Genomic DNA, 22,459 nt, shown 5'->3' with positions numbered 1-22,459 from the left:
AGCCCGCGAGGCTACAGATTTCACGTCTGGATGGCCGACTGCGACCACCATGCGATCACCAATGCGGAATTCGTGACCTGACCTGCGACTTCCGGTGAGCACCCGCTACTGGGCGGGGAGCAGATGGACTGCTCCAGGTGTGCATCCCAGGGCGGCGTCCACTGCCTTCGACAGCTGGTCACGCAGAGGCCCGCTCGTGATGAGGGTGACGGCGTCGGACAGGGCCGGCAGAGCGTCCCGCAGGAGGCGGCCCTGGTCGGTCAGGTAGTTGCGCAGAAAGCCCTGCGCCGGAGAAGGAGCAGTGTCAACCACCTGGGCGCTGTAGATGGCGGTGAGGGAAAACGCCCAGCAGGCGTGGAGGAATCCGAATGCGGGACGTATTGTCTTCCGCCATGGCGAATAGAAGGCCGCATTCTCCGGAAATGACACCGATGCCGCAGTCAGGGCGTCGTTGAACCAATGGTGTCCGGCCTCGTGAATAAGGTCCCGCGCGAGAACCTCCGGGGAGTCCACATGGTCGGTGAACACCGTGCCGGGAAGGCGCGTGATGCTCCAGCTGAAAAGGGTGTCGCGCATTTCACGTCGTTCGAGGAGGCAGATGATCGGCGCGTACTGGTCCAACAGGTCACCGAAGCCGTGTTTGTGGGAAGAGCCCAATGCCGCCGCGAGGAGTGCGTGCTTGTCGGGCGCTGCGGGTGAGGTCTGCGGGTTGATCAGGTAGTAGGCGGTGTCCGAGAGCGGTGACTGCAGGAGCTGCTCGTGTGGCGGGTTGAGGAGCAGGTGGGCTGCGCCGGAGGTGTCTGTGGCGGTGAGGTAGCCGAGATCGCGCAGTTCGGTGCGCCGGTACCAGGAGAGCAGTTCGGCATCGCGGTTGTGGGCGGCCTGCTCTGCTCCTTCGAGCAGGTGGTGGGCTACCGCGTGAGTGATGGCGGGCCCTGTCGGGTCCTGGCCGGTGAGGCTGCTGCCGAGGACCTCGGCGATGCGCTGGGTCCGGGCTACCCGTCGCTCGTCGAGGCTGGGCAGGTGGAAGAGCTGGTAGGTCACGGGGTCGGTCATGTTTGCATCTCCTCGGGAGGCGGTGCGTCCGGCGCGGAGCACCGGGTCGTGCCGGACGCACCGGGTCCTTGATGTGCCTACTGCTCGACGTCCGCGGCGGGTGCCTCGGCGATCGCGGCCGATCGGGAGGTGTTCCAGCCGTGGGCGGACGAGTTGGAGGTGTGGGCCGTGATCCCCACGGGGCCGTCGTCGTGCAGGGCTTCGACGGCGCTGACGAATTCGCTGAACGGGTCGTTGTACTCCATGGGTCCTCCATGCAGGTGGATGTGTGGTGGGCGAGGCCGGTGCTTCGGCGGAGGCCCGCGGCTCCGGCGGACCGGGAGGTTCACCGGGAGCCGTGTGCTGCGGGGGTGTCTGCGGTGAGCAGGGTGAGGAATTTCCGTACCCTGCCGGCCTTCACGGGCTCGGTGCCGTGGACGAGCTGGCTGCCAAAGAGGCACAGGGTGCCGACGGCGGGCTGCACGGTCCAGCGGGTGCGCTTCATCGAGGTGAACCAGGCGGAGGAGCCGTCGGTGCCCTCCGAGATGAAGCGCATGCGGGGCGCGTAGCCCGCGGGAGCGTCCAGGGTCGGCGAGGTCCAGGGTGCGTCGCTCCCGCTGGTCTCGACGTAGAAAGCGCCGCTGCTGTCGGGCGCGTCTGCGATCGTGACGCTCGCCGCGGCGATCTGGCGCGGCCAGGCAGCGGGGTCGGGTGCGATGCCGTCGGCGTGGGCGCTGATGTACTGGCCGGCCTGGTACTCCAGGAAGATCCAGGGACGGTGGCCCTCGATCGACGGCATGCCGCGCGTGATCGCGGGGTGGCTGCGCATCATGGCGGCGTCCAGGATGGTCCGGGCCGGGGCCGGTACGTCGGTCATCTCCACACGTCCGGCGGGTTCGTAGAGTGCGCGTGCCTGATTCGCTGTCAGGCCGGGGACTTCGTGGATGGTGGAGGTGCGGGCGAGGTCGAAGGACTCGCGCCCTTGGAGCGCGAGGGTTGCGTCCATGAGTTCGTTGAGCTGGCGTACCTCGTCGGCGTCGAGGAAGTCCTCGACGGTGTGGATGCTCAGTGTCTCGGCGATGTGGATCACCGACGGACCTCCAACGGTTCGAGGGTGCGCGGGCGGGAGGACGGTGGCGGGCAGGCGCAGTGCAACAGGTCGCCGCCGGCCGGGCGGTGGGCGAGGCGCTCGGCGAGTTCGGCGAGGAGCCGGCCGCCGGCGGGGAGGTCGGCGAGGTAGTCGTCGGGGCGGCTTCCGGGTGAGGGCATGAGGCGCACGTCGAGGACCGGGTAGCGGTTTTGGCTGTTGGAACAGGTCAGCAGGCTGCGGCCGACGTCGAGTGTGCAGTGCGCAGGGAGCACCGCGTCGGCGAGTGCGGCGAGGTGGCACAGGCGGGCGGCGATCTCGGCGGCCTCGGTCCGGTCGCGCGGCAGGATACCGATGGCCAGCTCGCGCTGGGGCGCGTCGGGCGTGGCGGGGTGGCCCTGGCAGCTGTCGTACGTGATGTAGCCCCAGCTTTCGGTGACGGCTTGGACGAGTGGGAAGACGGCTGGCTCTATGCCGTCGCGCCACTGTGGGTGCCTGGGGTCGAGGTCGTCCGCTTCGTGGATGCCGGGGAGTCCTACGGTGTTGATGTTGCCGAGCGGGCTGGTGTGGAGGCGGGCCGGGTGCCGGGCAGCGGTTGGGTCGTCCCAGCGGTTCAGGAAAGCGGTGACGTCGTGCATCTGGTTCGGGTGGCGCGGGTGCCAGCGCAGGCGCGTACACCGGATGCCCTCGGGGTGCTCGGGTTGTGCGAGCAGGGCGGCGATGCCGTCGATGAGGCGCATGCGGTGGTCGCAGTAGGCGTCTGCTCGGCCGACCTGCGTGTGGCGCAGGCGGATGGCCATGCACCCTCCGCCGCAGGTCTCGCGGTAGTCGCAGGAGACGCATGGTGAGGTGAGGGTGTGGGCCTGGGCGAGCAGCGGCGAGCGGCCCTGGGCGCGGCGAACCGCCTGTTGCGAGCGGATGAGCGGCAACCGGGCCAACTGCGCCTGCGGCCAGGGGAGTTCGTCGCAGCTGCCGAGGCGTCCGTCGGGGTAGAGCGTGAACACGTGATCGCACTTGAGGTCGTCGAAGTGGCAGGAGCCGGTGCGAAGGCCGCGGAGGCGGCGGATCACGGAGACGACCGGATCCAGTTTGACCGTGCGGAACCAGCCGGCGCGGACCCATTGGACGGCGGCGGCGAGGGTGAAGTCCGTGTACTGCTCGGGGGTGATGGCCCAGGCCGGGCCGGCGGGGCCGAGAGCCTCTGCCTGCAGGGTGCGGCTGGGGCCGGGCCGCCTGGATGCGGCCTTGGTTGGTGCGAGGACGGAGCTGTCGAAGCAGGGGACAAGGTTGACAGCGGTCACGGCAGGGAAGGCGGCGAGGTGGTCGATGACCTCCTCGGCCCGGCCGAGAATCTCCGTAGTGACGACGCAGACCAGCGAGGCGGTCCGGCCGCGGCGCTCCAGCAGCCGCAGCGCGTCGACGATCCTGGGGTAGACGGGAAGGCCGTCGTAGCCGACCCGCCACCTGTTTCCGCGCGCGTCGCCGTCGAGGGAGATGCTGATCTCGAGCCCGGGAAGGTGCTCGTCGAAGAGGTCGAGCCAGGAGTCGTCGAGGAGCAGGCCGTTGGTCTGGAGGCTGACCCGGACCACGTTCGGGTTCGCCGCGAGTGCACGCAGGACGTCGGCGACGGCGTCCTGGCCGGCGGTGAGCGGCTCGCCGCCGTGCAGTTCGACCGCGAGCGGGCGGCCGGCGAAGATCGCCGACAGGTGGTGAACGTCGGCGGCGTCGACGCGGCGTCCACCAGGGGCTTCCTTCCGCTTCTCGAAGCAGTACAGGCAGTCGATGTCGCAGGTTTCGCCGCGCAGTTTGAGGATCACCGATACGGCCGAGGTGACGTCGGCCGTATCGAGGCGCGCGTACAGGGAGTCGAGGTCGTTCGAGGTCGGGGCGGTGGACAAGGCTCACCTCCAGAGGTGCCTCGCGGTGGTCAGGTGGGTTCGCGCTCCAGGCGCTCGGCCCAGGCGAGCAGAGCCGCACCGGTGAGCGGTACGCGGTCGTCGGCACGGCGCAGGAACCAGCCGTCGCTGTAACGCTGGGCCAGCCACGCCGGACCGTCGACCTGTGCCTCGACCGGCACCTCGGCCGATGTGCTTCTGCTGCCGTTGACGAGATGGCAGGACAGCAGGGCGTCGGTCAGGCGCCGCTGGAGCGGGCGGAACCATTCCCAGGTGGTGTCGTGCCACAGTCCGGTCGGAGGCTCGGTGGCCGAGGGCCGGCTGACCATGAGCGGCAGCCACTTCTCCCCGAGCAGGGGCTGGCCGGCTGCGGCGCACTCCGCGGAGGCGAGCGTCAGCACGAGACGATCCAGCACCAGGTCCGCCGAGGCGTACTGCTCGTCGGCGACCAGGCCGAGGAGGTCCTCGGTGAGGCTTGCCACCGTCTCGGCGCGGTCGGCCACAGCCCAGGCACGGTAGACCTCGGCCTCGTCGGAGTCCACGACCGGGATCCACTGGCCTGCCTCGTAGTCCTTCGCGGTGCGCAGGCCGGTCAGCTTGGGCAGCTCCCTACGGACCCGGCGGAATAGGGCGAGATCGTCGGCGCGGATCTCGAAGCCGCGCAGAAGCTCACGCAGGCTGGTCATCTGGTCGGGCGTGGAGACCTGGAGGTCGACCCGCACGCCGTCGCTGAGCCACGAACGGGGCTCGGGCAACGCTCCGTTGCCCACGAGGCGAAGGTCGACGTCACTGGTGGCATGGGCGAGTCCGCATGCCAGGGCTCCTTCGAGCCAAACCGTCGCGCCCGGATGAGCGGCAAGGAGCTCTTCGGCTGCCTGCCCCGCGATGCGCAGTCGGCGTCGAGCCGAGTCCCCGATCACCGGACCTCCAGGAGGGGCGCGTGCTCCGGGGCCGCACTGGAGCCTGTTGTGATCGAGATGATGAGTTGAGTGAGCCAGGTGTCCAGGGCCTGGCGGACATCGGTGCGTTGGGCCCCGATGTGCGGTGTGACCAGCAGGTTCCGCGGGCCGATCGCGGCGTTCACCTGCTCGAGGTGTTCGGGGTCGATCGCGTCGAGGGCCAGGCCGCCGATGCGGCCGTCATCGAGCGCGTGCAGGAACACTCCCGCGTCGAGTGTCTCGATCCGGCCGGCGCAGATCACCAGCGGCCGGCGCTCGGCGACCTCGGTGAGGAACGCCTCGTCGAACAGCCTCCGCGTGTCGGCCCGCAGCGGCACGGCGAGGACGTGGACATCGGCCCGTTCGCGCAGGGCCTGAGCGGGCAGCTGCGGCAGCTCGGGCGGGTTGGACGGCCACTGCGCGAAGACGATCTGGCGGGCGAAGGGTGCAAGGAGGCTGGCGGCCGACCGTCCGACGGGGCCGGCTCCCCAGACGGCGACGTCCAGCTCCGACAGTGCCCTTCCGAGGCAGGCGTCCTTCATGTGCCGGCCGCGGGCGAGGGCGTTGTGGCCCAGGGGAATGCGGCGGGCCAGGTTGAGTGCGGCGACCAGGCACCACTCGGCCACGGCGGTGGCGCTCGCGTGCGCGTTGCGGTGCAAGGTGATGCCGCGGCGGGCGAGTTCGTGGAGATCGATGTTGTCGGTGCCGGAGCCGACGCGGATGACGTGCCGGAGGATCGGCAGCCGGTCGAGCTGTTCGCGGCCCAGTCGGGCTCCCGAGCGCAGGGCGACGACGGTGGTCCGGTGCGCATGGTCGGGTAGGGAGTCGAAGTCGGGGACTTCGGTGATCTCGACGCCGGGAAGTGCCAGGCGCAGAGCGCTCGGGTCGGCCGCGCCCTTGGCGACGAGGACGGTGGCTGTCATCGCCCGGCGCTCTCTCGGGCGGGTGCCATGATCCGGCCGAAGGCGAGGTCTCCGTCGCCGATGACGACCTCGACGGGGGTCGGTGTACCGAAGAAGTCGTCACAGGCGCGCTTGACGCCGGGCAGGCCGTCCCACGCCCTGGGGTTGGCGGTGGTGTCGGCGTAGTCGTCGAGAAGGAGAACGCCGCCGGGGGCGAGGCGCGGTACGCAGCCGCGCAGGCCGGTGAGGGTGGAGGCGTAGAAGTCGCCGTCCAGGTAGGCGAGGGCGATGGCACCGGGCAGGGCGGTGGGGATGGTCTGTTCGAACCAGCCGGGGTGGATCGTCGGTGGCGTGCGGTTCCAGCGGGCGTGGGTGTCGAGGACGGCTTGCGGTGTGGAGCGCAGTTCGCCCTCGGCGAGGTGGTCGGAGTCCTGGATGCCGGGGGCGGGCATGCCGGCGAAGGAGTCGAAGACGTGGATCTCGCGCCGCAGGTCGCCGAGCGTGTCCAGGACGCATCGCATCCACAGGGCCATCGCGCCGCGGTAGCAGCCGAGTTCCACGATCGGCCCGTCGACGCCGCGGTGGACCAGGCCGTTCAGTTCACCTTCGATGACGTTGAGCCGGTCGGCGCAGATCGTGTTCGCGTGTTCGGTGAGGAGCCATTCGCGTACGTCGTCCATCGGGGTCACCACCTGTCGATGAACGGGTCGCGGAGCCGACCGTGCAGGGCGGCGACCAGCGGCTCGCCGATGCGGGGCAGCAGGTACACCTCGGTGAGCCTGTCGACGGGCGTCCACTCGAAGCCGACCTGGATCGGGTCGGGCGGGTCCTGGAACCGCGGAGTGGTGGTGTTGCCCAGCGGGCGGGCGAGGAAGGTGAACTGGGTCTTGTGCACGGTCCCGAACTCGTTGTTCCACGCGGCCGGCACGTACTCGGTCACCAGCAGGAGCCGGTCGGCGGCCACCGCGAGGCCGGTTTCCTGTGCGACCTTGCGGTGAACCGCCGCGCGCAGGTTCTCGCCTTCCTGTGCCTTGCCGCCGGGCAGGTTGTAGTGGAATCCGGAGTGGTCGTCGTAGGAGAGGAGCAGGACCTGGTCGTCGTGCAGGATCGCGGCCTTCACCGACACGCTGATGCGCGGAAGGGTCATCGCGGGGCTCCCTCGGGGCGTGGGGTCAGATGCAGGACAGCGCGTCCGGTTCGCCGATGCGCAGCAGGTCGCCGACGGCCGCGAGCGGGGCCTCGGCGCTGGGGCGGAAGGTGCCCTCGCGGGTGAACTGGCGGGCCGCGGCGCGCATGCCGGCCAGAGCGGCCCGGCTGAACTGGTTGGCGTAGATGCACAGCCGATAGCCGGCTTCGCCCAGTTCCGCGGTGGTGAGCTGCGGGAAGGCGGTGGGGACGGTGACGAGCGGAGCCGGATAGCTCCAGCGGGCCGCGACCTCGCGGGGCTGGTCGCCGCTCTGGTCCTTGGAGTGGATCAGAACGGCCTCCGCGCCGGCCTCGACGAAGCGCGCCGAGCGGCTCATGGCGAGCTCCAGGCTCATCCCGGCGATCAACGACTCGGTCCGGGAGATGACGACCAGGGCGTCGCCGACCGTCTTGCGGATGCGCGCGATCTGCTGGACGACGAGGTCCGCCGAAGCCAGCTGCTGGGAGGAGTGTGCGGCGAAGCTGTTGCACTTGGGGTAGGCGCTGTCCTCCAGGCAGATCGCGGCGGCCCCGGTCCTGACCAGATCGGCCGCGATGCGGGCGGCGCCGTCGACGGTGCCGCCCGCGTTGTCGACGTCGACGATCACCGGGCGCTCTGTGACGCGGCCGAGTGCGGTGACCACGTCGCCGAGGTCGCGTGCGCTGAGCACGTTGGCGTCGGGCAGGCCGAGGGCGGCGGACACTTCCAGACCGCTCACCCACAGGGCGTCGAAGCCCTCCTCCACGGCCAGGCGGGCAGCCATGGCGTTCACAGCCCCTGCCGCGAGCAGCGGCCGGGCCGACGCCGGCGCGGTGAGCGCCAGGCGTAGCCGGGCGGTGGCGTCGGATATGGGCATCAGCTCTCCAACTCGTTGTCGGTCGCAAGACCGGGGATCAGTCCGAGGTGCTCGAGTGCGCTCCACGCGGAGCCGAGGACCTGGGCCGGCGTGGCGGAGGCGTCCAGGCGGACCACGGTGCCGAGCAGCGGAAACGACTGAGGAGAAGCGGTCACGTCCGCGTAGACCTCGTGCACCGCGGACTGCACGTGGTGCACGTCCCAGTCCGCCCGCACAGCGTCACCGGAGCGGCCCTTGGCCCGCTGCATGGAGTCGACCGCAGGGAGCTCGAGCACGAGCGTCACGTCCGGGCCCTCCGACAGGTGGTCGGCCAGCGCCTTGTAGGTGTCCTGGGCGCGGGCGCCGTGCTTGACGGCGAAGAACGCCAGCTCGCTCAGCACCCAGCGGTCCGCGATGACCGGCCGGGCACGCCGCTGCGGCTCCACCAGCTGCCGGAGCGTCGCGTTCTTGTCTGCGGCGATGGCCGACAGGTAGGCGGCGGCGTTCTCCGCCGACGGACGGTACTTGCCGGCGACGATCTGCCCGGCGTGCTCGGCCGACAGGAAGTTCGTGGTCAGCAGGCACAGCGGAGTGATGTCGAACAGGCCCTGCCACAGCCGGAACAGCCCCTTGCGGAGCGTGGTCTTCCCCGTGCCGTCCAGGCCCTCGATGGCAATGAAGGGGTAACGGTGCATCATCACTCGACCTGCCCTGCTCCCGTGCCGCCCGCGTACTTGGTGAACTGGCCTCGCCAGACGACGGTCGTGGCCACGAGGTCGACCAGGCGCAACTCACCCAACTCCTCCAGCAGGGCCGGCAGCGTGCGCTCGATCTCGATGCCCGCCGAGACGGCCTCGCAGTAGGCACCCCGGGCCGACACGTCGTCCCGCGTCTGCAAGGCGGAGGCCAGCAGACGGTCCGCCATGCCGTAGGCCACCGCGCCGGCAGCGCTGTCCAGCACCTGGGCGCGGATCGCCTCCGGATTCGGCTCCAACGTCAGATGCCGCACACCGCGGTGCCTGATGATCGCGAAGAACCCGACCCACCACGCACTCGCCTCGCACACCGCTCTCAGCGCCTCGGCCCACGGCTGTGCCGCGCCCTCGGCCACCAGCCGCTGCCTGGCCTGCTCCGCTGCGCCGAGGATCCGGCCGGAGTCCGGGTCGGCGTCCACGCCGTGGAGCTGCGGAAGCGACCACCAGTACGTCAGACCGGCGCCCGCCAGCACCTCCTGCGCCTGCGGCCCGGGGACGTGGCTGGGACGGGCGGCGAGAGCGGCCACCGGCACGCCGCCGAGGTCGGGCAGGCTCCCCGAGCTCTGTACGAGCTCCCGCCACTCCTGAACGTGCAGGTGCAGCCTCTGGATCAGCAACCCGTCCGCCAGAGTCCGCCACGCCGCTCGAAGAGAGGGCACGGCGGACTCCCCTGCGGGGCTCATCGTTCTCATCACCTGAAGGTCCTTCCTGGCACACGGCCTGTGACGGAGAGGATCACCGAGCGGGCCTGCGTGCGATCCCTCCATGGTGGCGAAGACGTCGGGCTGCGCTTATGGGCGTTTATGCGAGTCGCCCCATGCCGCCGACCTGACGGGTAATCACAGGGAAGAATGCGACGGTGGACAGCAGTCAGCAGCGGCGGTGCACTTCCTGCGGCAACGCCTTGAGCCGCTACAACGCCGAAACCAGGTGCGGCCCCTGCCGTCGCGGGTTACACGTTGCGCCCGAGTTCTGGCAGGACCCGCAGGTGCGGCAAGCCCTGGCGGCATGGGACCTCGGAGCAGTCAGCCGCCTCGTCCGCTCCCACACCGGCTTGTCGCAGACGGCCTTCGCCCGGATCGTCAACAGCGACCAGTCGGAGATCAGCCGATTGGAGCGCGGGCGACGGGCCGTCAAAGACCGCAAGAGGATGACGCAGTGGGCCCAGGCCCTCAACTTTCCCGAGCAGCTGGCCGGCGCGCTCCCCAGCAGCCTCGACGCACCCACCGCACCCACCCTTCGAGCGCCCTCCCCGCCGCTCATCCCCGAACCGGCCGGCCCGCGGCAGCTGCACCTCTCCGTGGGCCAGAACCTGAGCGGCGGTTTTCTGCCCGCCCTGGTACTCGACGCCGACACCTTCCGCGGCAACGAGCTCCACATCAGCCGCAGCCCGGAACTGGACGCCTGGGCGGGCACACCCACCCGCGCCCTCGTGATCGCCACACGCACCATCGACGGAAGCATCCGGCAGTTCGCCGTCGACGCCCGCTACGGAACCCGGACCAAGGACAGTGCAGACGACCGGGGCCGCATCCTGCGAATCCCGTCCGCGTACGAGCTCGACGACCTCACGTACGGGATCCTGTGGGCCGTGGCTGGATTCGATGCCGCCCTCCTCGGCGACGACACCGACCTGCACACCCTCCTGCCCCTGACGAACGGCGCCGATCTCGACCCGCTGGCCGCCGCGGTTCAGGACGAGGATCTGACGGCCGGCTCCCTCATGTTCATCGGCTCCCAAGCCAGCGCCGGCTACATCCTCGACAACCGCGCCGCCCTCGGAGAGTCGCCGATCTTCTGGACCCGCGAGCGGACCGGCGAGGAAGCCGCCACCTGGCTCCTGTTCACGCACAAACTCGCCTACCTCCGCCACACCGCCCCAGGCACGCCGCAGGCGACGACCGCGACCGGCCGCGCCTTCTGCATTCCGTCGGAGGCGGTCACCCGTTCCCCCGCCCACGAGCGGATCCTGCTCCTCCTGGCCATCGCCCTGATGGAATCGCTCGGCATCACCACCTGGATCACCGACAACCCCGACCTCGCGGAGACCGACGGCTTCGTCCTGCTCCCGAGACAGCGCGCCGTCATCGCCAGCTGGGTACGCGCCGAGGCCGTCTCCAAACTCGGCCTCACCACACGACCGGCAGATCTGCACGCCTTCGCCGACGCCGTCGGACACGCCGCCGCACACTCTGTGACCGCGGCCGGCCTCGCCCGCGACCGCCTCGCCGCCACCGCCGACTATCTCGGCCTTGACTGGGCCTGGCTCACCCGACGCTGTCACCAACTCGCCCTGGCGGGAACACGCGCCCTCGCCCGCCCTCGCAGCCGGCTTCTGGGTCTGGCGGGTCTGGACGCCGCATGCCGCTTCGTCGCCTCCCACCGCACCACCTGAACCGGTAGATTGCCCGAAGGCCGCGCGGTGGCACCCCCTCGCGGAAAGCCCGCAGACAGGGAGACAACGGCGTTGCACAAAAGGACAGTTGCGGTCTTCTCGCTCGGCGGGACCATCGCCATGACCGCAGACCCGGCCACCGGCGGAGTCGTCCCTGCCCTGTCCGCGCAGGAACTCCTCGATGCCGTCCCCGCCTTGCAGAGCCTCGACGTCGACCTGCAGGTCCACGACTTCCGCCGGCTGCCCGGCGCCTCCCTCGGCTTCGACGACCTCGCCGCACTGTCCGATGCCGTCGCCGACGCCTTCGGGGCCGGCTGCGACGGAGCGGTGGTCACCCAGGGCACCGACACGATCGAGGAGACCGCCTACCTCCTCGACCTCCTGCACGCGGGCAGCCGGCCGATCGTCGTCACCGGGGCCATGCGCAACCCCACCCAGCCCGGGGCGGACGGCCCGGCGAACATCCACGCCGCCGTCATCGCCGCCGCAGCCCCCGAACTGCACGGCGCCGGCACCGTGGTCGTCCTCGGCGACGAGATCCACGCGGCCCGCACCGTCCGCAAGTCCCACAGCACCAGCCCCGCCGCGTTCACCTCCCCGGCCACCGGCCCCCTGGGGCGCCTCTACGAGGGCCGCGTCCACCTCCACCACCCGCTCGCCGCCCGCACCACGTTCCCCGGACCGCTCACCGAGCCGATGCCGCGCGTCGGCCTGTACACCGCGACCCTCGGCGACGACGGCACCCTGCTCGCCGCCATGGCCGAGGCGTGCGACGGACTCGTCGTCGCCGCGTTCGGCGCCGGCCACGTTCCCCAGAACTTCGTGGCCACTCTGGAGGCGGCCGCCGCCCGGATCCCCGTCGTCCTCACCAGCCGCATTGGCAACGGGCCGGTCCTGGAAGCGACCTACAGCTTCCCCGGCTCGGAGAAGGACCTGCTCGGCCGCGGACTGATCAGTGGCGGCCACCTCGACGCTTACAAGGCCCGGCTGCTCCTGCATGTCCTCCTCACCCAGGGGCGCAAGAGCGATGAGATCGCTGCGGCCTTCAAGACCGTGGCCCTCCGATCCCGCGTTCCGCAACAGCCCCTGACCCAGTGAGGACCTGCTCATGCGTGCCAGTGAACTGACCCTCGGCCGGACGTTCGGCGTCACCTTCGAACACGGTGAGGACTTCTTCGACGCCCTCACGGCCTTCTGCAAGGACAACGACGTCCGGCAGGGCTATATCCCCATGTTCATCGGCGCGTTCTCCGAAGCCGAGATCGTCGGCACCTGCAACGGCCTGACCCACCCCGAACAGCCGCTCTGGGACCGCACCCGCGTCGAATTCGTCGAAGCCCTCGGCGGCGGCACCCTCGCCCACGATCCCGCCACCGGCCTGATCCTCCCGCACATCCACCTCGCCGCCGGCCTCAAGGGCGAAGACGCCGACGGACGCACCAGCCACCTGCTCAACGCCCGCGTCCAGTTCCTCAGCGAGCTCCTCATCATGGAGGTCACCGGGCCCACCATGACCCGCCCCCGCAACCCCGACCTCTATGACGTGCCGCTCCTCACCTTCGGCCCCACTGCCTGAGCCGGCCCAACCAGGCGTGGCCCGGCAGCACCAACTTCAGAGCGCCCATCAACCACGCCCGCTGGTCGGCATCGAGACGGGGAAGCATCCGGTCGAAGTCGAGCTGGTCCTTCTCCCGTACGTTCTTCGCCTTGTAGAACAGCTGCACCTCGGGGCTCAGGTACGCAACACCGGCCGACGTCACCCGGCCGAGCTGCGCGAGAGGGCGCCGAACACGAGCGTCCCGACGCGAGACCCACTCCTCGCCGTCGGCTTCGTCGAACATGAGCTGGATAGACCATGGTTCGTCGGGTGCGCGGCGGCACCACACGTCGTGCACCCGGGCCGGAAGAATTTCGCCCGGCGGCCAGGGACGCAGCAAACCCGCTCCGGGTGGGTCTGCCATGAAGAGGTCCCATCCGTCGAAGAAGCGGCGGACCTCTTGCTGATCGCGGTGAAGCACCAGCACGTCGAGGTCGCCGTGCTCGCGATACGGCTCGCCAACGGCCAGTTCGATCGCGTAGCCGCTGGCGATCCACCAGGGGAAGTCCGCCCCGGCCAACAATCTGGCTACCTCGTGCGGTGCCAGCGGAGCCCACGGGCCCTGCGCCGGCACGGTCGCGTTCTCGTCGATCACAGCATCCATCCTGGTGCCTCCCGAGCGGCGGCAGCGGTAAATCGGTCCGTTTCCCGGGGCCCCACATGGGACGATCGGCGCGCGGCGCCGAATGCCGACCCGGCGCGGTAGCCGCGCGACTCCCGCAGCCCGTCTGCGGATCCGCTCTCTCACAGAAGTGGTCCCTTCTTCCATGGCTACGGTCCTCTCCATCGCCGACGCGCTGCGCGAGCGCTTCGCGCAGGCGATCTCCACTGCGTTCCCCGACGCCGCGGACAGCGACCCCCAGCTGCGACGAAGCGACCGCGCCGACTTCCAGGCCAACGGCATCATGAGCCTCGCCAAGCCCCTGCGGGCCAACCCGCGCGAGGTAGCCGCGCGCGTCCTGGAGAACCTGGCCGCGGACGAGGTGATCGCGAACCTGGAGGTCTCGGGCCCGGGCTTCATCAACGTCTCGATCGCGGATGCCGCGATCCTGGAGCGGCTGGCCGCCCGCGCGGCGGACGCCCGGCTGGGCGTCGGCAGCAGCGCTGCACCTGGCGTCACGGTGATCGACTACAGCCAGCCGAACATCGCCAAGGAGATGCACGTCGGCCACCTGCGCTCGACGATCATCGGCGATGCCCTGGTACGGACCCTGGCCTTCTCCGGGGAGACGGTCATCAAGCGCAACCACCTCGGAGACTGGGGCACCCAGTTCGGCATGCTCATCCAGTACCTCCTCGAGCACCCGACAGGGCTCGACGACGGCACCGAACCGGACGACTCCGGGCCGTCGATGTCCAGGCTGAGCCGCCTGTACAAGGCATCGCGCGCCAAGTTCGACAGCGACGCCGACTTCGCCGACCGCGCCCGGCGGCGCGTCGTCGACCTGCAGGCCGGCCACGCCGAGACCGTCGCCGCCTGGCAGGGCATGGTCGACGAGTCGAAGGCCTACTTCGAAGCGGTCTACGCACGCCTCGGCGTCCTCCTCGAAGGCGCCGACGCCATCGGCGAGAGCTACTACAACCCGATGCTCGCCGACGTGTGCGCCGACCTCGAAGCCTCCGGCGTGGCCGTTCGCTCCGACGGCGCCCTGTGCGTCTTCTTCGACGACGTCAAGGGCCCCGACGGGGAGCCGACCCCGCTCATCGTCCAGAAGAGCGACGGCGGTTACGGCTACGCCACTACCGACCTCGCCGCCATCCGCGACCGCGTCGGCGTGCTCGGCGCCGACCAGCTCCTCTATGTCGTCGACAGCCGCCAGGCCCTTCACTTCCAGATGGTCTTCGCCACCGCCCGCCGCGCCGGCTGGCTCCCCGACAATGTCCGCGCGCTGCACCTCGGCTTCGGCACCGTCCTCGGCAAGGACGGCAAGCCCTTCAAGACCCGCTCCGGCGAGACCGTCCGCCTCATGGACCTCCTCCACGAAGCCGTCGACCGGGCCCACACCGTCGTTGCCGAGAAGAGCCCCCAGCTCCCCGCCGAAGAACTCGAAGACCGGGCCACGCAGGTCGGCATCGGCGCCGTCAAGTACGCCGACCTCTCGACCTCCCGCACCCGCGACTACATCTTCGACGCCGACCGCATGGTCTCCCTCAATGGCGACACCGGCACCTACCTCCAGTACGCCTACGCCCGCATCCAGTCCATCCTGCGCAAGGCCCCCGACGGCGTCACCCCGACCGCCCACCAGGACCTCGCCCTCGAGCCGGCCGAACGTGCCCTAGGCCTCCTCCTCGACGAGTTCGGCGCCACGATCGACCTCGTCGCCGAGACCTTCGAACCCCACCGTCTCTGCGCCTACCTTCACAGCCTCGCGGCGGCGTACACCGCGTTCTACGAGCACTGCCCCGTCCTCAAGGCCCCCAGCCGCGAGGTCATGGAGACCCGGCTGCTGCTGTGCCAGCTCACCGGCCAGACCCTCCGCCAGGGCATGGACCTCCTCGGCATCGGAACGCCCGAGCGGCTGTAGCTGAGGAAGGCCTTCGAGTGGGCCGGCTGTGATCGGCTTGCTCGAAGGCCTTTCGTCCAGTGCCGGGCGAGGTCCGCTGTCTGTACGGGGCGAGCAGCTTCCCGGGATGGCGCGGCGTTACTGACCTCGGCTCGTCAGGGTGAGGGTGGGGTGTCGAGGGTCAGGCCGGTGCCGGCTATGAAGCCGTCGAGGGTGTCGGGGCGGTACTGCAGGCGTTTGAGCCGGTTGCGGACGAGGGCTTCGAGTCGGTCAAGGGCCATGACGGCGAGGTTGGCGAGGCTGTGCTTGACGTGTGCCCAGACCCATTCGACGGGGTTGAGGTCGGGCGAGTAGGCGGGCAGCAGGAACACCGTCAGCCAGGCGCGCTGGTCGACCAACTCGCGCATGGCGCGGGAGACATGGGTGTTCAGGCGGTCCCAGACCAGCACGATCGGCGCCTTGACGAGCTGGTGGACGCCGTCGACCAGGGCGATGAAGTCGCGCTCGCCCATGCTGCGACGCTGGCCCTTGCCTGCGGGGTGGGCGACCAGGCGGTGGCACAACCGGGTGCGCGAGCCCGGCCGCACCGCGATCAGCCCCGCCACTGACAAACGTCCCGAGCGGCGCCCGCTGACGGTCACGACCGGAGTGCGGCCCCGTCGGCCCCAGGTGCGTCCTCGGGGCGGTCGGCGGGTGAAGCCTGCCTCGTCCTCGAAGCAGATGTATCCCCCGCAGGCCGCCCGAGCCGGGGACCTGCGGGCTGAAGCCGAGGCGGTGCATCAGCCTGGTGGCGCCCGAGACGCTGTAGGTGACGTGGAACTTCCGCCCGATGAGCGTGACCACCCGTGCGGCCGTCCAGACCTGGTCCTCCACCCAGCCGTGCGCGGCCGGACCCTCGTCCAGATACGCGGCGAGCTCGGCCAGACAGCGCGGCGACAGGCGGCACCGCGATCCAGCCGGGCCACGCGATGCCAGCGCCTGCACGCCACCGGCGCGCCACAACTGGTGCCACTGATAGGCGGACTTCACACTCACCCTCAGGCGACGGGCCACCTCCGCCGGCTTGACCTCCTGCTCGAACAACTCGGCAGCCTGCACCCGCACCGACTCCCGACGCAGCCGTCCCGCGGCGGTCAGCCCGCCACCATCCGCATATCTCACACACCACCGGTACAGCCACCGCTTCAGACCCATCAGGCACTTCGCACAGATTCACCCTGACGCGCCGAAGTCAGTATCCCGTGGAGCGCATCAAGGTGACGCTGCGGCCCCTGTTCTCGATGCCGACGTAGGCGTTGACGAGGAAGGGGGCCAGCTTCGGGGTTGCCTTGTCAGCGCCGGTGCGTGCGTCGAGGATGACATTGCCGTTGGTCGTCCGGCCGTACACCGCTCCGTGCCACACGGCGGTGACCTCCGGCACGAGTCGTCCTCCTTGGGTCTCCGTGATCGACCAGAGCCATTTCATCGACGTCGCGTCCAAGGCCGCGATCGAGCGCGTCTGGCCGAACAGCTGGTCGTTGCAGACGATGATGGATGTCCCGTCGAAGTCGCAGTGCCAGGGGTGAACGTACGCCCCAGGCCCGGGGTGAGCGCGGACCGTTCCGTCGCGGGCGTCAACGATCGCGAATCCGTCGGAGGCGGACATCGCGAGCAGGCCGGGGCCGGCGGAGGAAGCCACCGCCCGGCTTTCCGTGTGAAGGGCCGTCCACCGGGGGCTGCCGTCTGATGCGCCGTAGCCTGCGAGCTGACGCTCTCCGTAGGTCGGAGCCTCGGCACCGGCCACGATGCCGTCGACGAGCTGCATCGCGTGGAACCCCGCCCTGGTCCATTTCAGCTGCCCGGATCCCGCGTCGACCACGTAGGTCGTCTCGTCATCGGACACGACTACGCTCTGGTCGTCCACCGCCACCACCTGCGCGGCCCTGACGCCGTCGGCGAGCAGCGATTCGTCGCGGGTCACGGCCTGCTGACTCAGTGGCGTTTCCACAAGGTCGACCTGTGCGCTCCAGACGGTCTTGCCCGTCGTGGCGTCGGCGGCCAGGATCTCGATCACGTTCCGGCCCCTGCTGGTCCCGGTGCCCGGGAGGTAGCGGGAGAAGGCCACGAGCACGGCGTCGACGCCGTGGAAGTGGGCGGGCAGCGGCGCGGCCGTCTCGGCACCGAAGCCGCTCTTCGAGGCGGGAATGGTGCTGACCGCACTCCACAGCGTGTTCCTGGTGACGACATCGACAGCTTTCAGCCCGTCCTCGGTGGTCACGAAGGCGGTCGTGTCCTTCAGCGCGATCGCCGGACGCTGCCGCTCGGGGCTCGATGTCGAGGGCTGCACCCCTTCGTCTAGTGCGTCTCCTGTGCCCGGACCATCGCCGAAGTCGAATGCCATCGGCGGATCGAAAGCCTGGAGATGCCGGGAAGCAGCAGGAACAGCCCCCTCCGCGGACAGAGGAGCTGAACTGCTGCAGGCAGACAACGAGCCGACCAGTGCCAAGACAAGGCCGGCAGCACCGACCCATCGGTACTCCCGGCGAGCTGCGAAGATCACCATTCCCCCTTTGCCTGATCACCGAAGCAGTGCAGACTGTACCTGACAGTGATCGGCTGGCTCCGGACTGCGCCATGCCCCGGGACGACCCAGGGCGACAGCCCGCCGTCCACGAGCCGATTGATCACGAGAAGGACTACACCCCTCCACGTGTCGGCCCCGAACGATAGGGTCACCGCCGTGGAGCAGGCCGTGGTTCGTCCACGGCCGGGCGTAAGGACCAGGGAGGGCACAGGGGTGTCGGCAGCAGGCAAGGACGACAGCTCGGGGGCCCGTCGGCCGAAGCCTGCACCGCCTCGCGTGCAGCGCTGGTTCCAGGAACGCCCCTCCCCGTTCCCGCACGAGCAGGAGGCGCTCGACCACGTCAAGGCGCTGATGCCGCAGGCGGAGCCCTTCCGGGCCTGGGCGACTTTCTCCTTCACGGCCGCCTCGGGCCGCACCAACGAGTGCGACCTGTTCATCCTCGTGCCGCGCGGCCTGTTCCTGGTCGAGCTCAAGGCGCACCCGGGGCGTCTCGTCAACAACGGCAGCACCTGGAACTTCCACGGCCCCGACCGGGTCCGCACGATCAACAATCCCCTGCACCTGACCGACCTCAAGACCAAGGAACTGCGGGCACGGCTGACCTGGGCCGCACAGACCTCCCACGCAGGCGTTCGCATCCCGTTCATCTCACCGGCGGTGTTCCTGTCCGCGCCGAGCCTGCGATCCGAGCTCGACACCGTCCAGCAGACCAACGTCTACGGCCGCGACGACGGCACCAGCGGCCTGCCCCGCATCTGGCAGGACTTCCTCGGCCTGCCACCGCAGCGGGACTCCGAGGCCGCCCGGCGCGAGCGCCTCGACCTGGCACGTGCACTGCCCGACCTCATGAAGAGGATCGGCGTGCGGGCATCCACTGCCCACCTGAACTTCGGCGACGGCTGGAACCTCGCCGGACGCCCCCTCGACGGCGGCCCCACCTGGGAAGACCGCCTCGCCATCCGCGAGCAGCCCATCCGCGAGGAAGGCCGCGTCCGGGTCTACCTGGTGAGCCTCCAGGCAACCGCGGAGACCCGGAACTCGGTCGAACGAGCAGCCCGGCGCGAGTACCAGGTCCTTCAGGGCATCAGCCACCGCGGCATCGCCCAGGCCCGGGAGTTCCGCGACCACCAGGGCGGCCCGGCCATCCTCTTCAACCACCGCGCCTCCGACCTGCGCCTGGACGCCTACCTGGCCACCCACGGCACCTCGCTGACCCACGAGACCCGACTCGAACTCGTGCGCCAGATCGCCGACGCGCTGCGCTACGCCCACCAGCGCTCGCTCTACCACCGCGCTCTCGCAGCCCGGTCGGTGTACGTCTCCTCCAAGCCCGACGGGTCCAGCCCGGTCGTGCGCATCATCGACTGGCAGGTCGCCGCCCGCGACTTCGACAGTTCCTCGCACCCTTCTCTCGGAAACCCGAGCGCGGGCGGCGACCACGTCGAGAACGCCGCCCAGGTCTACCTGGCGCCGGAGTTCGACATGGAATTCGCCGACCCGGTCGACCTGGACATCTTCGGCCTCGGCGCCCTCGCCCATCTGATCCTCAGCGGCGAACCGCCGGCCGAGCGCCGCAGCGCCATGATCGAGCGCCTGACGAACGACGGGGGGCTGCGCCCCTCGGCGGTCTCGGACGCCGTGTCGGAAGAGCTCGACGGCCTCGTGTATCAGGCGACCAGGGCAGATGTCGCCGAACGGCTCGACTCGGTGGACCGGTTCCTGGACGAGCTCGACCGGATCGAGCACGCAGCGGCCACGGAAGCGCTGACACCCGTTGGCGTGGACCCGCTCATTGCGATGGCGGGGCAGAGCGTCGACGCGGAGTGGAGCGTCGAGAAGGTCCTCGGCACCGGGGCCACGGCCAGGGCTCTGCTCGTGCAGCGCGAAGTAGAAGATCTCGGCGGCACGATCCGGGTCGAACGGCGCGTACTCAAGGTCTCCCTGGACGAGACCCGCGACGACCGCCTGGAGTCCGAGGCGGACGTGCTGGCCAAGGTCGGTGGGGGCGCCGTGGTGCGGCTTCTCGCCGGCCCACGCAAGATCCACGACCGGACGGTACTGGACCTCGAGTACGCGGGCGAGCGCTCGCTCGGAGCCCGGCTGCGCGGAGACGGGCGCCTGACGTACCACGAGCTGGAGCGCTTCGGCCGTGACCTCTTCACCGCCCTCGACCAGCTGGCCGGCAAGGGGGTGTGGCACCGAGACCTCAAGCCCGACAACTTCGGCGTGCTCCAAAGGGCCGACCGCTCCTGGCAGCTGGTGCTGTTCGACTTCTCCCTCGCGGAGGCCTCGGAACGGGACGTGAAGGCCGGCACCCGCGGCTACCTCGACCCGTTCCTGGACACACCGCGCCGACCGGTCTTCGACCACCACGCCGAGTACTACGCCGCAGCGGTCACCCTGCACGAGATGGCCTCCGGAGAGCGCCCCCGCTGGGGCGACGAGATGACCGATCCCCGCACCACCGACGACGAATACCCGGTGATCGCGGAGGAAGTCTTCGAGCCTGCCCTGAAGGAGGGACTGACGGCGTTCTTCCGGCGGGCGCTGCATCGCGACGCCGACCGCCGCTTCGACACCCTGCGGCAGATGCACGAAGCATGGGAGTCCGTGTTCGCCAAGGCCGATGCAATGGCGCCCGACGACGAGGACGACGAGACGGAGGACCTGCAGGCCGCTCGCGACCGCGTCGCCGCGCAGGCCGAACCGGACACCCTGCTCAAGGACGCCGGTCTCTCGCCGCGGGCCCAGTCCGTCGCGAACTCGTTCGGCGCGACCACGGTCGGGGAGCTTCTCAACGTACCGCTGCACCAGATCGCCCGGGCACGTGGCGCGGGCGCGGTGATCCGCAAGGAGCTCAACCGTCGGCACAAGCAGTGGACGGCGAAGCTCCGCAAGACCGCTGCACCTGCCGCACAGCCCGCAGGCAAGTCGGAGAGCTCGGCCACGGCCCCGAAGATCGACCTGGCAGAGCTGCCGGCGGACATGGCTGCCCGAGCCAGCATCGATGAGATCGCCGCCCACCTCGACCCGGGCCCGAACAGCAAGGGCTCGCGCAAGCGCGAGATCATCAGGCTCACACTCGGCCTGCCCGGCGTGGACGGAGCGCTCTCCACACTGCCGGTCTGGTGCTCCCAGACGGACATCGCCAAGGCGATCGACATCTCGCAGGCGACCGTCTCGCGCAGCCACGTCGCCGCGATCCAGTCCTGGGCAGCTGATCCTTTCCTCACGGGTCTCCGGGAGGAAATCCTCGCGTTCGTCGCCGGATCAGGCCGCGTGGTCACCGCGCAGGAAGCCGCAACCGACCTGCGAATCCGCAAGGGCGTACGGGAACAGGACCCGCAGCGTGCCGAGGCGCTGGCGCTCGCCGTAGTACGCGCGGCCGTGGAGGCAGAGGCCTGGCCGCAGAACAAGGCCGACGACGACCAGCCGCGACTCGCGGTGCTCCGACGCAGCGGCCGAGTCTTCATCGCGTGCGAGTCCCTGTCCGGGACCAACGACCCCAGCGCTCCCGAACTCGCCGACTACGCCCGGGCACTCGGACAACAAGCGGATCGACTCGCCCAGACCGAACCCCTGCCGGACCGCGCCGTCGTGATCCGCGACCTTCGGTCCGTACCAGTGCCGGCCGGCATGACTCCCGTGTCGGACGGGCGCCTGGTGGCACTCGCCTCGGCAGCCGCGCAGGACGCCCTGTACTCACCACGCCTCGAGCTCTACCCGAGGGGCCTCGGCCTCGCGCAGGCCATCCGCATCTCGCAGGCCGCCGCCGGGATCAGGCGCGACCGGGGCGCGACCGCGGAGGAGCTCCTCGCCAAGGTGCGGCTGCGCTTCCCCGATCTGGATCTGGGTGAACCGACAGCAGTCGAGCTGGAAGAGGCGCTGGCCGAGGCGCTTCAGCACGCCGGATTCGTCCTCGAATACGACACGGAAACCAAGCGCTTCCGCGCGCCGGTCCCGGAAGGCGTTCGCTCCATGACCGCCTCGGCGACCGCGACCACGCTGTTCCCGAGCGCGGTCGGCGTAGCCGCAGCGTCGGCGGCAGCCGGCCGAGACCCGAAGGCGCTCCTCGGGGCCAAGCTGGACGACGCCCTGCGCCGCGGAGGCTTCCTGGCCCTGACCCTGCGAGGCAAGCATCTCCCCGGGACTGCGGACCTCATCGCCGATGCATATGGCGTGGAGCCGGTATCGCTGAGCGGGCTCTTCCTCCGCGAGTTCCGCGCGCTGGCCGCCGAGCACGGGACGGACTGGGGACGTGTCCTGACCATCGATACCAAGTTCACCGAGTCCGGCGAGCTGCCGCGAGGGCTGGCGTCGTACGTGAAGGGCACTTGGACCCGCGTCGGTGAACGCCTGCGCGAGCGACTGGGGACTGCCGGGCCGATGCACGTGCTGTTCCTGCACGACGCCGGGCTGGCTGCTCGCTACCAGGACGCCGGTGGACGGGAACTGCTGGTCACGCTGCAGAACGCTGCTCGCAGGGAGTTCGATGCCCCGCACGGCCTGTGGCTGCTTTGCCCGCAGGAGGCGCCGCACGAGACCCCGCAGCTGGACGGGATGATCGTCGAGGTGCTCGGTGAGGCGGAGCGGGCCGTGCTGATCAAGGACTTCCTGGACGAGCTCCGAGCACGGAGCGCCGCCGCCTGACAAGACGTGCCTGCGGCGGACATCGAGCTTCGAAACGGCTGATCGTTCGGGTGCGCCGAACTGGCAAAATGGGGAACCGCACGGTCCGCCGGGACCGACGGATGGACGGACAAG

19 protein-coding genes and 1 pseudogene are annotated in these 22,459 nt (G+C 70.1%); 5 read left to right on the top strand and 15 right to left on the bottom strand.

The annotated features are described in order from the left end of the window. Positions 1-105: 105 nt before the first annotated feature. The 11 genes from OO57_RS29885 to OO57_RS44905 form a co-directional block, all read right to left on the bottom strand. Positions 106-1,056, bottom strand: a complete 951-nt coding sequence (locus OO57_RS29885) for an aKG-HExxH-type peptide beta-hydroxylase (RefSeq protein WP_051778423.1) — start codon at positions 1,054-1,056, stop codon at positions 106-108. A 77-nt stretch (positions 1,057-1,133) separates the two neighbouring features. Then, positions 1,134-1,301 carry a hypothetical protein gene (locus OO57_RS44230; RefSeq protein WP_158715273.1) on the bottom strand — a complete coding sequence of 56 codons (168 nt, stop codon included), beginning with the start codon at positions 1,299-1,301 and terminating at the stop codon, positions 1,134-1,136. A gap of 80 nt (positions 1,302-1,381) precedes the next feature. Further along, positions 1,382-2,125 (bottom strand): hypothetical protein, encoded by a 744-nt coding sequence (locus OO57_RS29880; protein ID WP_033255823.1) that lies wholly within the window; start codon positions 2,123-2,125, stop codon positions 1,382-1,384. Next, the gene (locus OO57_RS29875; RefSeq protein WP_051778422.1) at positions 2,122-4,020 is read right to left on the bottom strand and encodes a radical SAM/SPASM domain-containing protein; all 1,899 of its coding nucleotides are present in this window, start codon (positions 4,018-4,020) and stop codon (positions 2,122-2,124) included. The genes OO57_RS29880 and OO57_RS29875 overlap by 4 nt, the downstream gene beginning before the upstream one ends. 29 nt (positions 4,021-4,049) lie before the next feature. Then, positions 4,050-4,937: a hypothetical protein gene (locus OO57_RS29870; protein ID WP_158715272.1), complete on the bottom strand. Its 888-nt coding sequence runs from the start codon at positions 4,935-4,937 to the stop codon at positions 4,050-4,052. Continuing rightward, positions 4,934-5,878, bottom strand: a complete 945-nt coding sequence (locus tag OO57_RS29865; protein WP_051778420.1) for an NAD(P)-dependent oxidoreductase — start codon at positions 5,876-5,878, stop codon at positions 4,934-4,936. The genes OO57_RS29870 and OO57_RS29865 overlap by 4 nt, the downstream gene beginning before the upstream one ends. Then, positions 5,875-6,537, bottom strand: a complete 663-nt coding sequence (locus OO57_RS29860; protein ID WP_033255822.1) for a TylF/MycF/NovP-related O-methyltransferase — start codon at positions 6,535-6,537, stop codon at positions 5,875-5,877. Before OO57_RS29860 ends, OO57_RS29865 begins: the two co-directional genes overlap by 4 nt. A 5-nt stretch (positions 6,538-6,542) precedes the next feature. Continuing rightward, positions 6,543-7,004: an NUDIX domain-containing protein gene (locus OO57_RS29855; protein ID WP_033255821.1), complete on the bottom strand. Its 462-nt coding sequence runs from the start codon at positions 7,002-7,004 to the stop codon at positions 6,543-6,545. A gap of 25 nt (positions 7,005-7,029) precedes the next feature. Further along, positions 7,030-7,899, bottom strand: coding sequence for an isocitrate lyase/phosphoenolpyruvate mutase family protein (locus OO57_RS29850; protein WP_033255820.1), 870 nt, complete (start codon positions 7,897-7,899; stop codon positions 7,030-7,032). Continuing rightward, entirely contained in the window at positions 7,899-8,576 is a 678-nt protein-coding gene (locus OO57_RS29845) for a thymidylate kinase (protein WP_199811354.1), read from the bottom strand. The genes OO57_RS29850 and OO57_RS29845 overlap by 1 nt, the downstream gene beginning before the upstream one ends. Next, positions 8,576-9,250 carry a hypothetical protein gene (locus OO57_RS44905; RefSeq protein ID WP_199811353.1) on the bottom strand — a complete coding sequence of 225 codons (675 nt, stop codon included), beginning with the start codon at positions 9,248-9,250 and terminating at the stop codon, positions 8,576-8,578. Before OO57_RS44905 ends, OO57_RS29845 begins: the two co-directional genes overlap by 1 nt. Positions 9,251-9,492: 242 nt before the next feature. Here OO57_RS44905 and OO57_RS29835 point away from each other — a divergent pair, with 242 nt between their 5' ends. From OO57_RS29835 to OO57_RS29825, 3 genes are read left to right on the top strand one after another with little or no spacing between them, the layout of a single operon-like run. Next, entirely contained in the window at positions 9,493-11,028 is a 1,536-nt protein-coding gene (locus OO57_RS29835; RefSeq protein WP_158715271.1) for a helix-turn-helix domain-containing protein, read from the top strand. A gap of 27 nt (positions 11,029-11,055) precedes the next feature. Beyond that, complete coding sequence (locus OO57_RS29830; RefSeq protein ID WP_324606806.1) at positions 11,056-12,126, top strand: asparaginase; 1,071 nt, start codon at positions 11,056-11,058, stop codon at positions 12,124-12,126. Between the two features lie 10 nt (positions 12,127-12,136). Then, complete coding sequence (locus tag OO57_RS29825) at positions 12,137-12,604, top strand: PPC domain-containing DNA-binding protein (protein WP_033255819.1); 468 nt, start codon at positions 12,137-12,139, stop codon at positions 12,602-12,604. Here OO57_RS29825 and OO57_RS29820 read toward each other — a convergent pair. Beyond that, on the bottom strand, positions 12,582-13,220 hold the full coding sequence (locus OO57_RS29820; RefSeq protein ID WP_418909921.1) for a nucleotidyltransferase domain-containing protein: 639 nt from the start codon (positions 13,218-13,220) through the stop codon (positions 12,582-12,584). The two genes, OO57_RS29825 and OO57_RS29820, sit on opposite strands and share 23 nt — an antisense overlap. A 172-nt stretch (positions 13,221-13,392) precedes the next feature. Here OO57_RS29820 and argS point away from each other — a divergent pair, with 172 nt between their 5' ends. Further along, complete coding sequence (gene argS, locus OO57_RS29815; protein WP_033255818.1) at positions 13,393-15,153, top strand: arginine--tRNA ligase; 1,761 nt, start codon at positions 13,393-13,395, stop codon at positions 15,151-15,153. 134 nt (positions 15,154-15,287) lie between these two features. Here argS and OO57_RS29810 read toward each other — a convergent pair whose 3' ends face one another. The 3 genes and pseudogenes from OO57_RS29810 to OO57_RS29805 all read right to left on the bottom strand — a co-directional run bounded on the left by OO57_RS29810 (position 15,288) and on the right by OO57_RS29805 (position 17,512). Continuing rightward, entirely contained in the window at positions 15,288-15,854 is a 567-nt protein-coding gene (locus tag OO57_RS29810; protein ID WP_081974058.1) for a transposase, read from the bottom strand. Positions 15,855-15,936: 82 nt separating this feature from the next. Further along, positions 15,937-16,326: pseudogene (locus OO57_RS47455) on the bottom strand (helix-turn-helix domain-containing protein); the annotation flags it as partial. Positions 16,327-16,363: 37 nt separating this feature from the next. After that, entirely contained in the window at positions 16,364-17,512 is a 1,149-nt protein-coding gene (locus OO57_RS29805; protein ID WP_158715270.1) for a PQQ-binding-like beta-propeller repeat protein, read from the bottom strand. A 459-nt stretch (positions 17,513-17,971) separates the two neighbouring features. Here OO57_RS29805 and pglW point away from each other — a divergent pair, with 459 nt between their 5' ends. Beyond that, on the top strand, positions 17,972-22,345 hold the full coding sequence (gene pglW, locus OO57_RS29800) for a BREX system serine/threonine kinase PglW (RefSeq protein ID WP_234337559.1): 4,374 nt from the start codon (positions 17,972-17,974) through the stop codon (positions 22,343-22,345). The last annotated feature ends 114 nt before the right edge of the window (positions 22,346-22,459 follow it).

It is taken from the genome of Kitasatospora phosalacinea, from assembly GCF_000717185.1.
Taxonomy (GTDB): domain Bacteria; phylum Actinomycetota; class Actinomycetes; order Streptomycetales; family Streptomycetaceae; genus Kitasatospora; species Kitasatospora phosalacinea_A.
The sequence above is the reverse complement of the archived record's forward strand: the minus strand, read 5'-3'. Positions and strand labels throughout refer to the sequence as shown.

Excerpts from the sequence above, each read along its gene's own strand:
- OO57_RS29885 (WP_051778423.1), bottom strand. The coding sequence starts at position 1,056 with ATGACCGACCCCGTGACCTACCAGCTCTTCCACCTGCCCAGCCTCGAC.
- OO57_RS44230 (WP_158715273.1), bottom strand. The coding sequence starts at position 1,301 with ATGGAGTACAACGACCCGTTCAGCGAATTCGTCAGCGCCGTCGAAGCC.
- OO57_RS29865 (WP_051778420.1), bottom strand. The coding sequence starts at position 5,878 with ATGACAGCCACCGTCCTCGTCGCCAAGGGCGCGGCCGACCCGAGCGCT.
- OO57_RS29860 (WP_033255822.1), bottom strand. The coding sequence starts at position 6,537 with ATGGACGACGTACGCGAATGGCTCCTCACCGAACACGCGAACACGATC.
- OO57_RS29855 (WP_033255821.1), bottom strand. The coding sequence starts at position 7,004 with ATGACCCTTCCGCGCATCAGCGTGTCGGTGAAGGCCGCGATCCTGCAC.
- OO57_RS29850 (WP_033255820.1), bottom strand. The coding sequence starts at position 7,899 with ATGCCCATATCCGACGCCACCGCCCGGCTACGCCTGGCGCTCACCGCG.
- OO57_RS29845 (WP_199811354.1), bottom strand. The coding sequence starts at position 8,576 with ATGATGCACCGTTACCCCTTCATTGCCATCGAGGGCCTGGACGGCACG.
- OO57_RS29825 (WP_033255819.1), top strand. The coding sequence starts at position 12,137 with ATGCGTGCCAGTGAACTGACCCTCGGCCGGACGTTCGGCGTCACCTTC.
- argS (WP_033255818.1), top strand. The coding sequence starts at position 13,393 with ATGGCTACGGTCCTCTCCATCGCCGACGCGCTGCGCGAGCGCTTCGCG.
- OO57_RS29805 (WP_158715270.1), bottom strand. The coding sequence starts at position 17,512 with ATGGCATTCGACTTCGGCGATGGTCCGGGCACAGGAGACGCACTAGAC.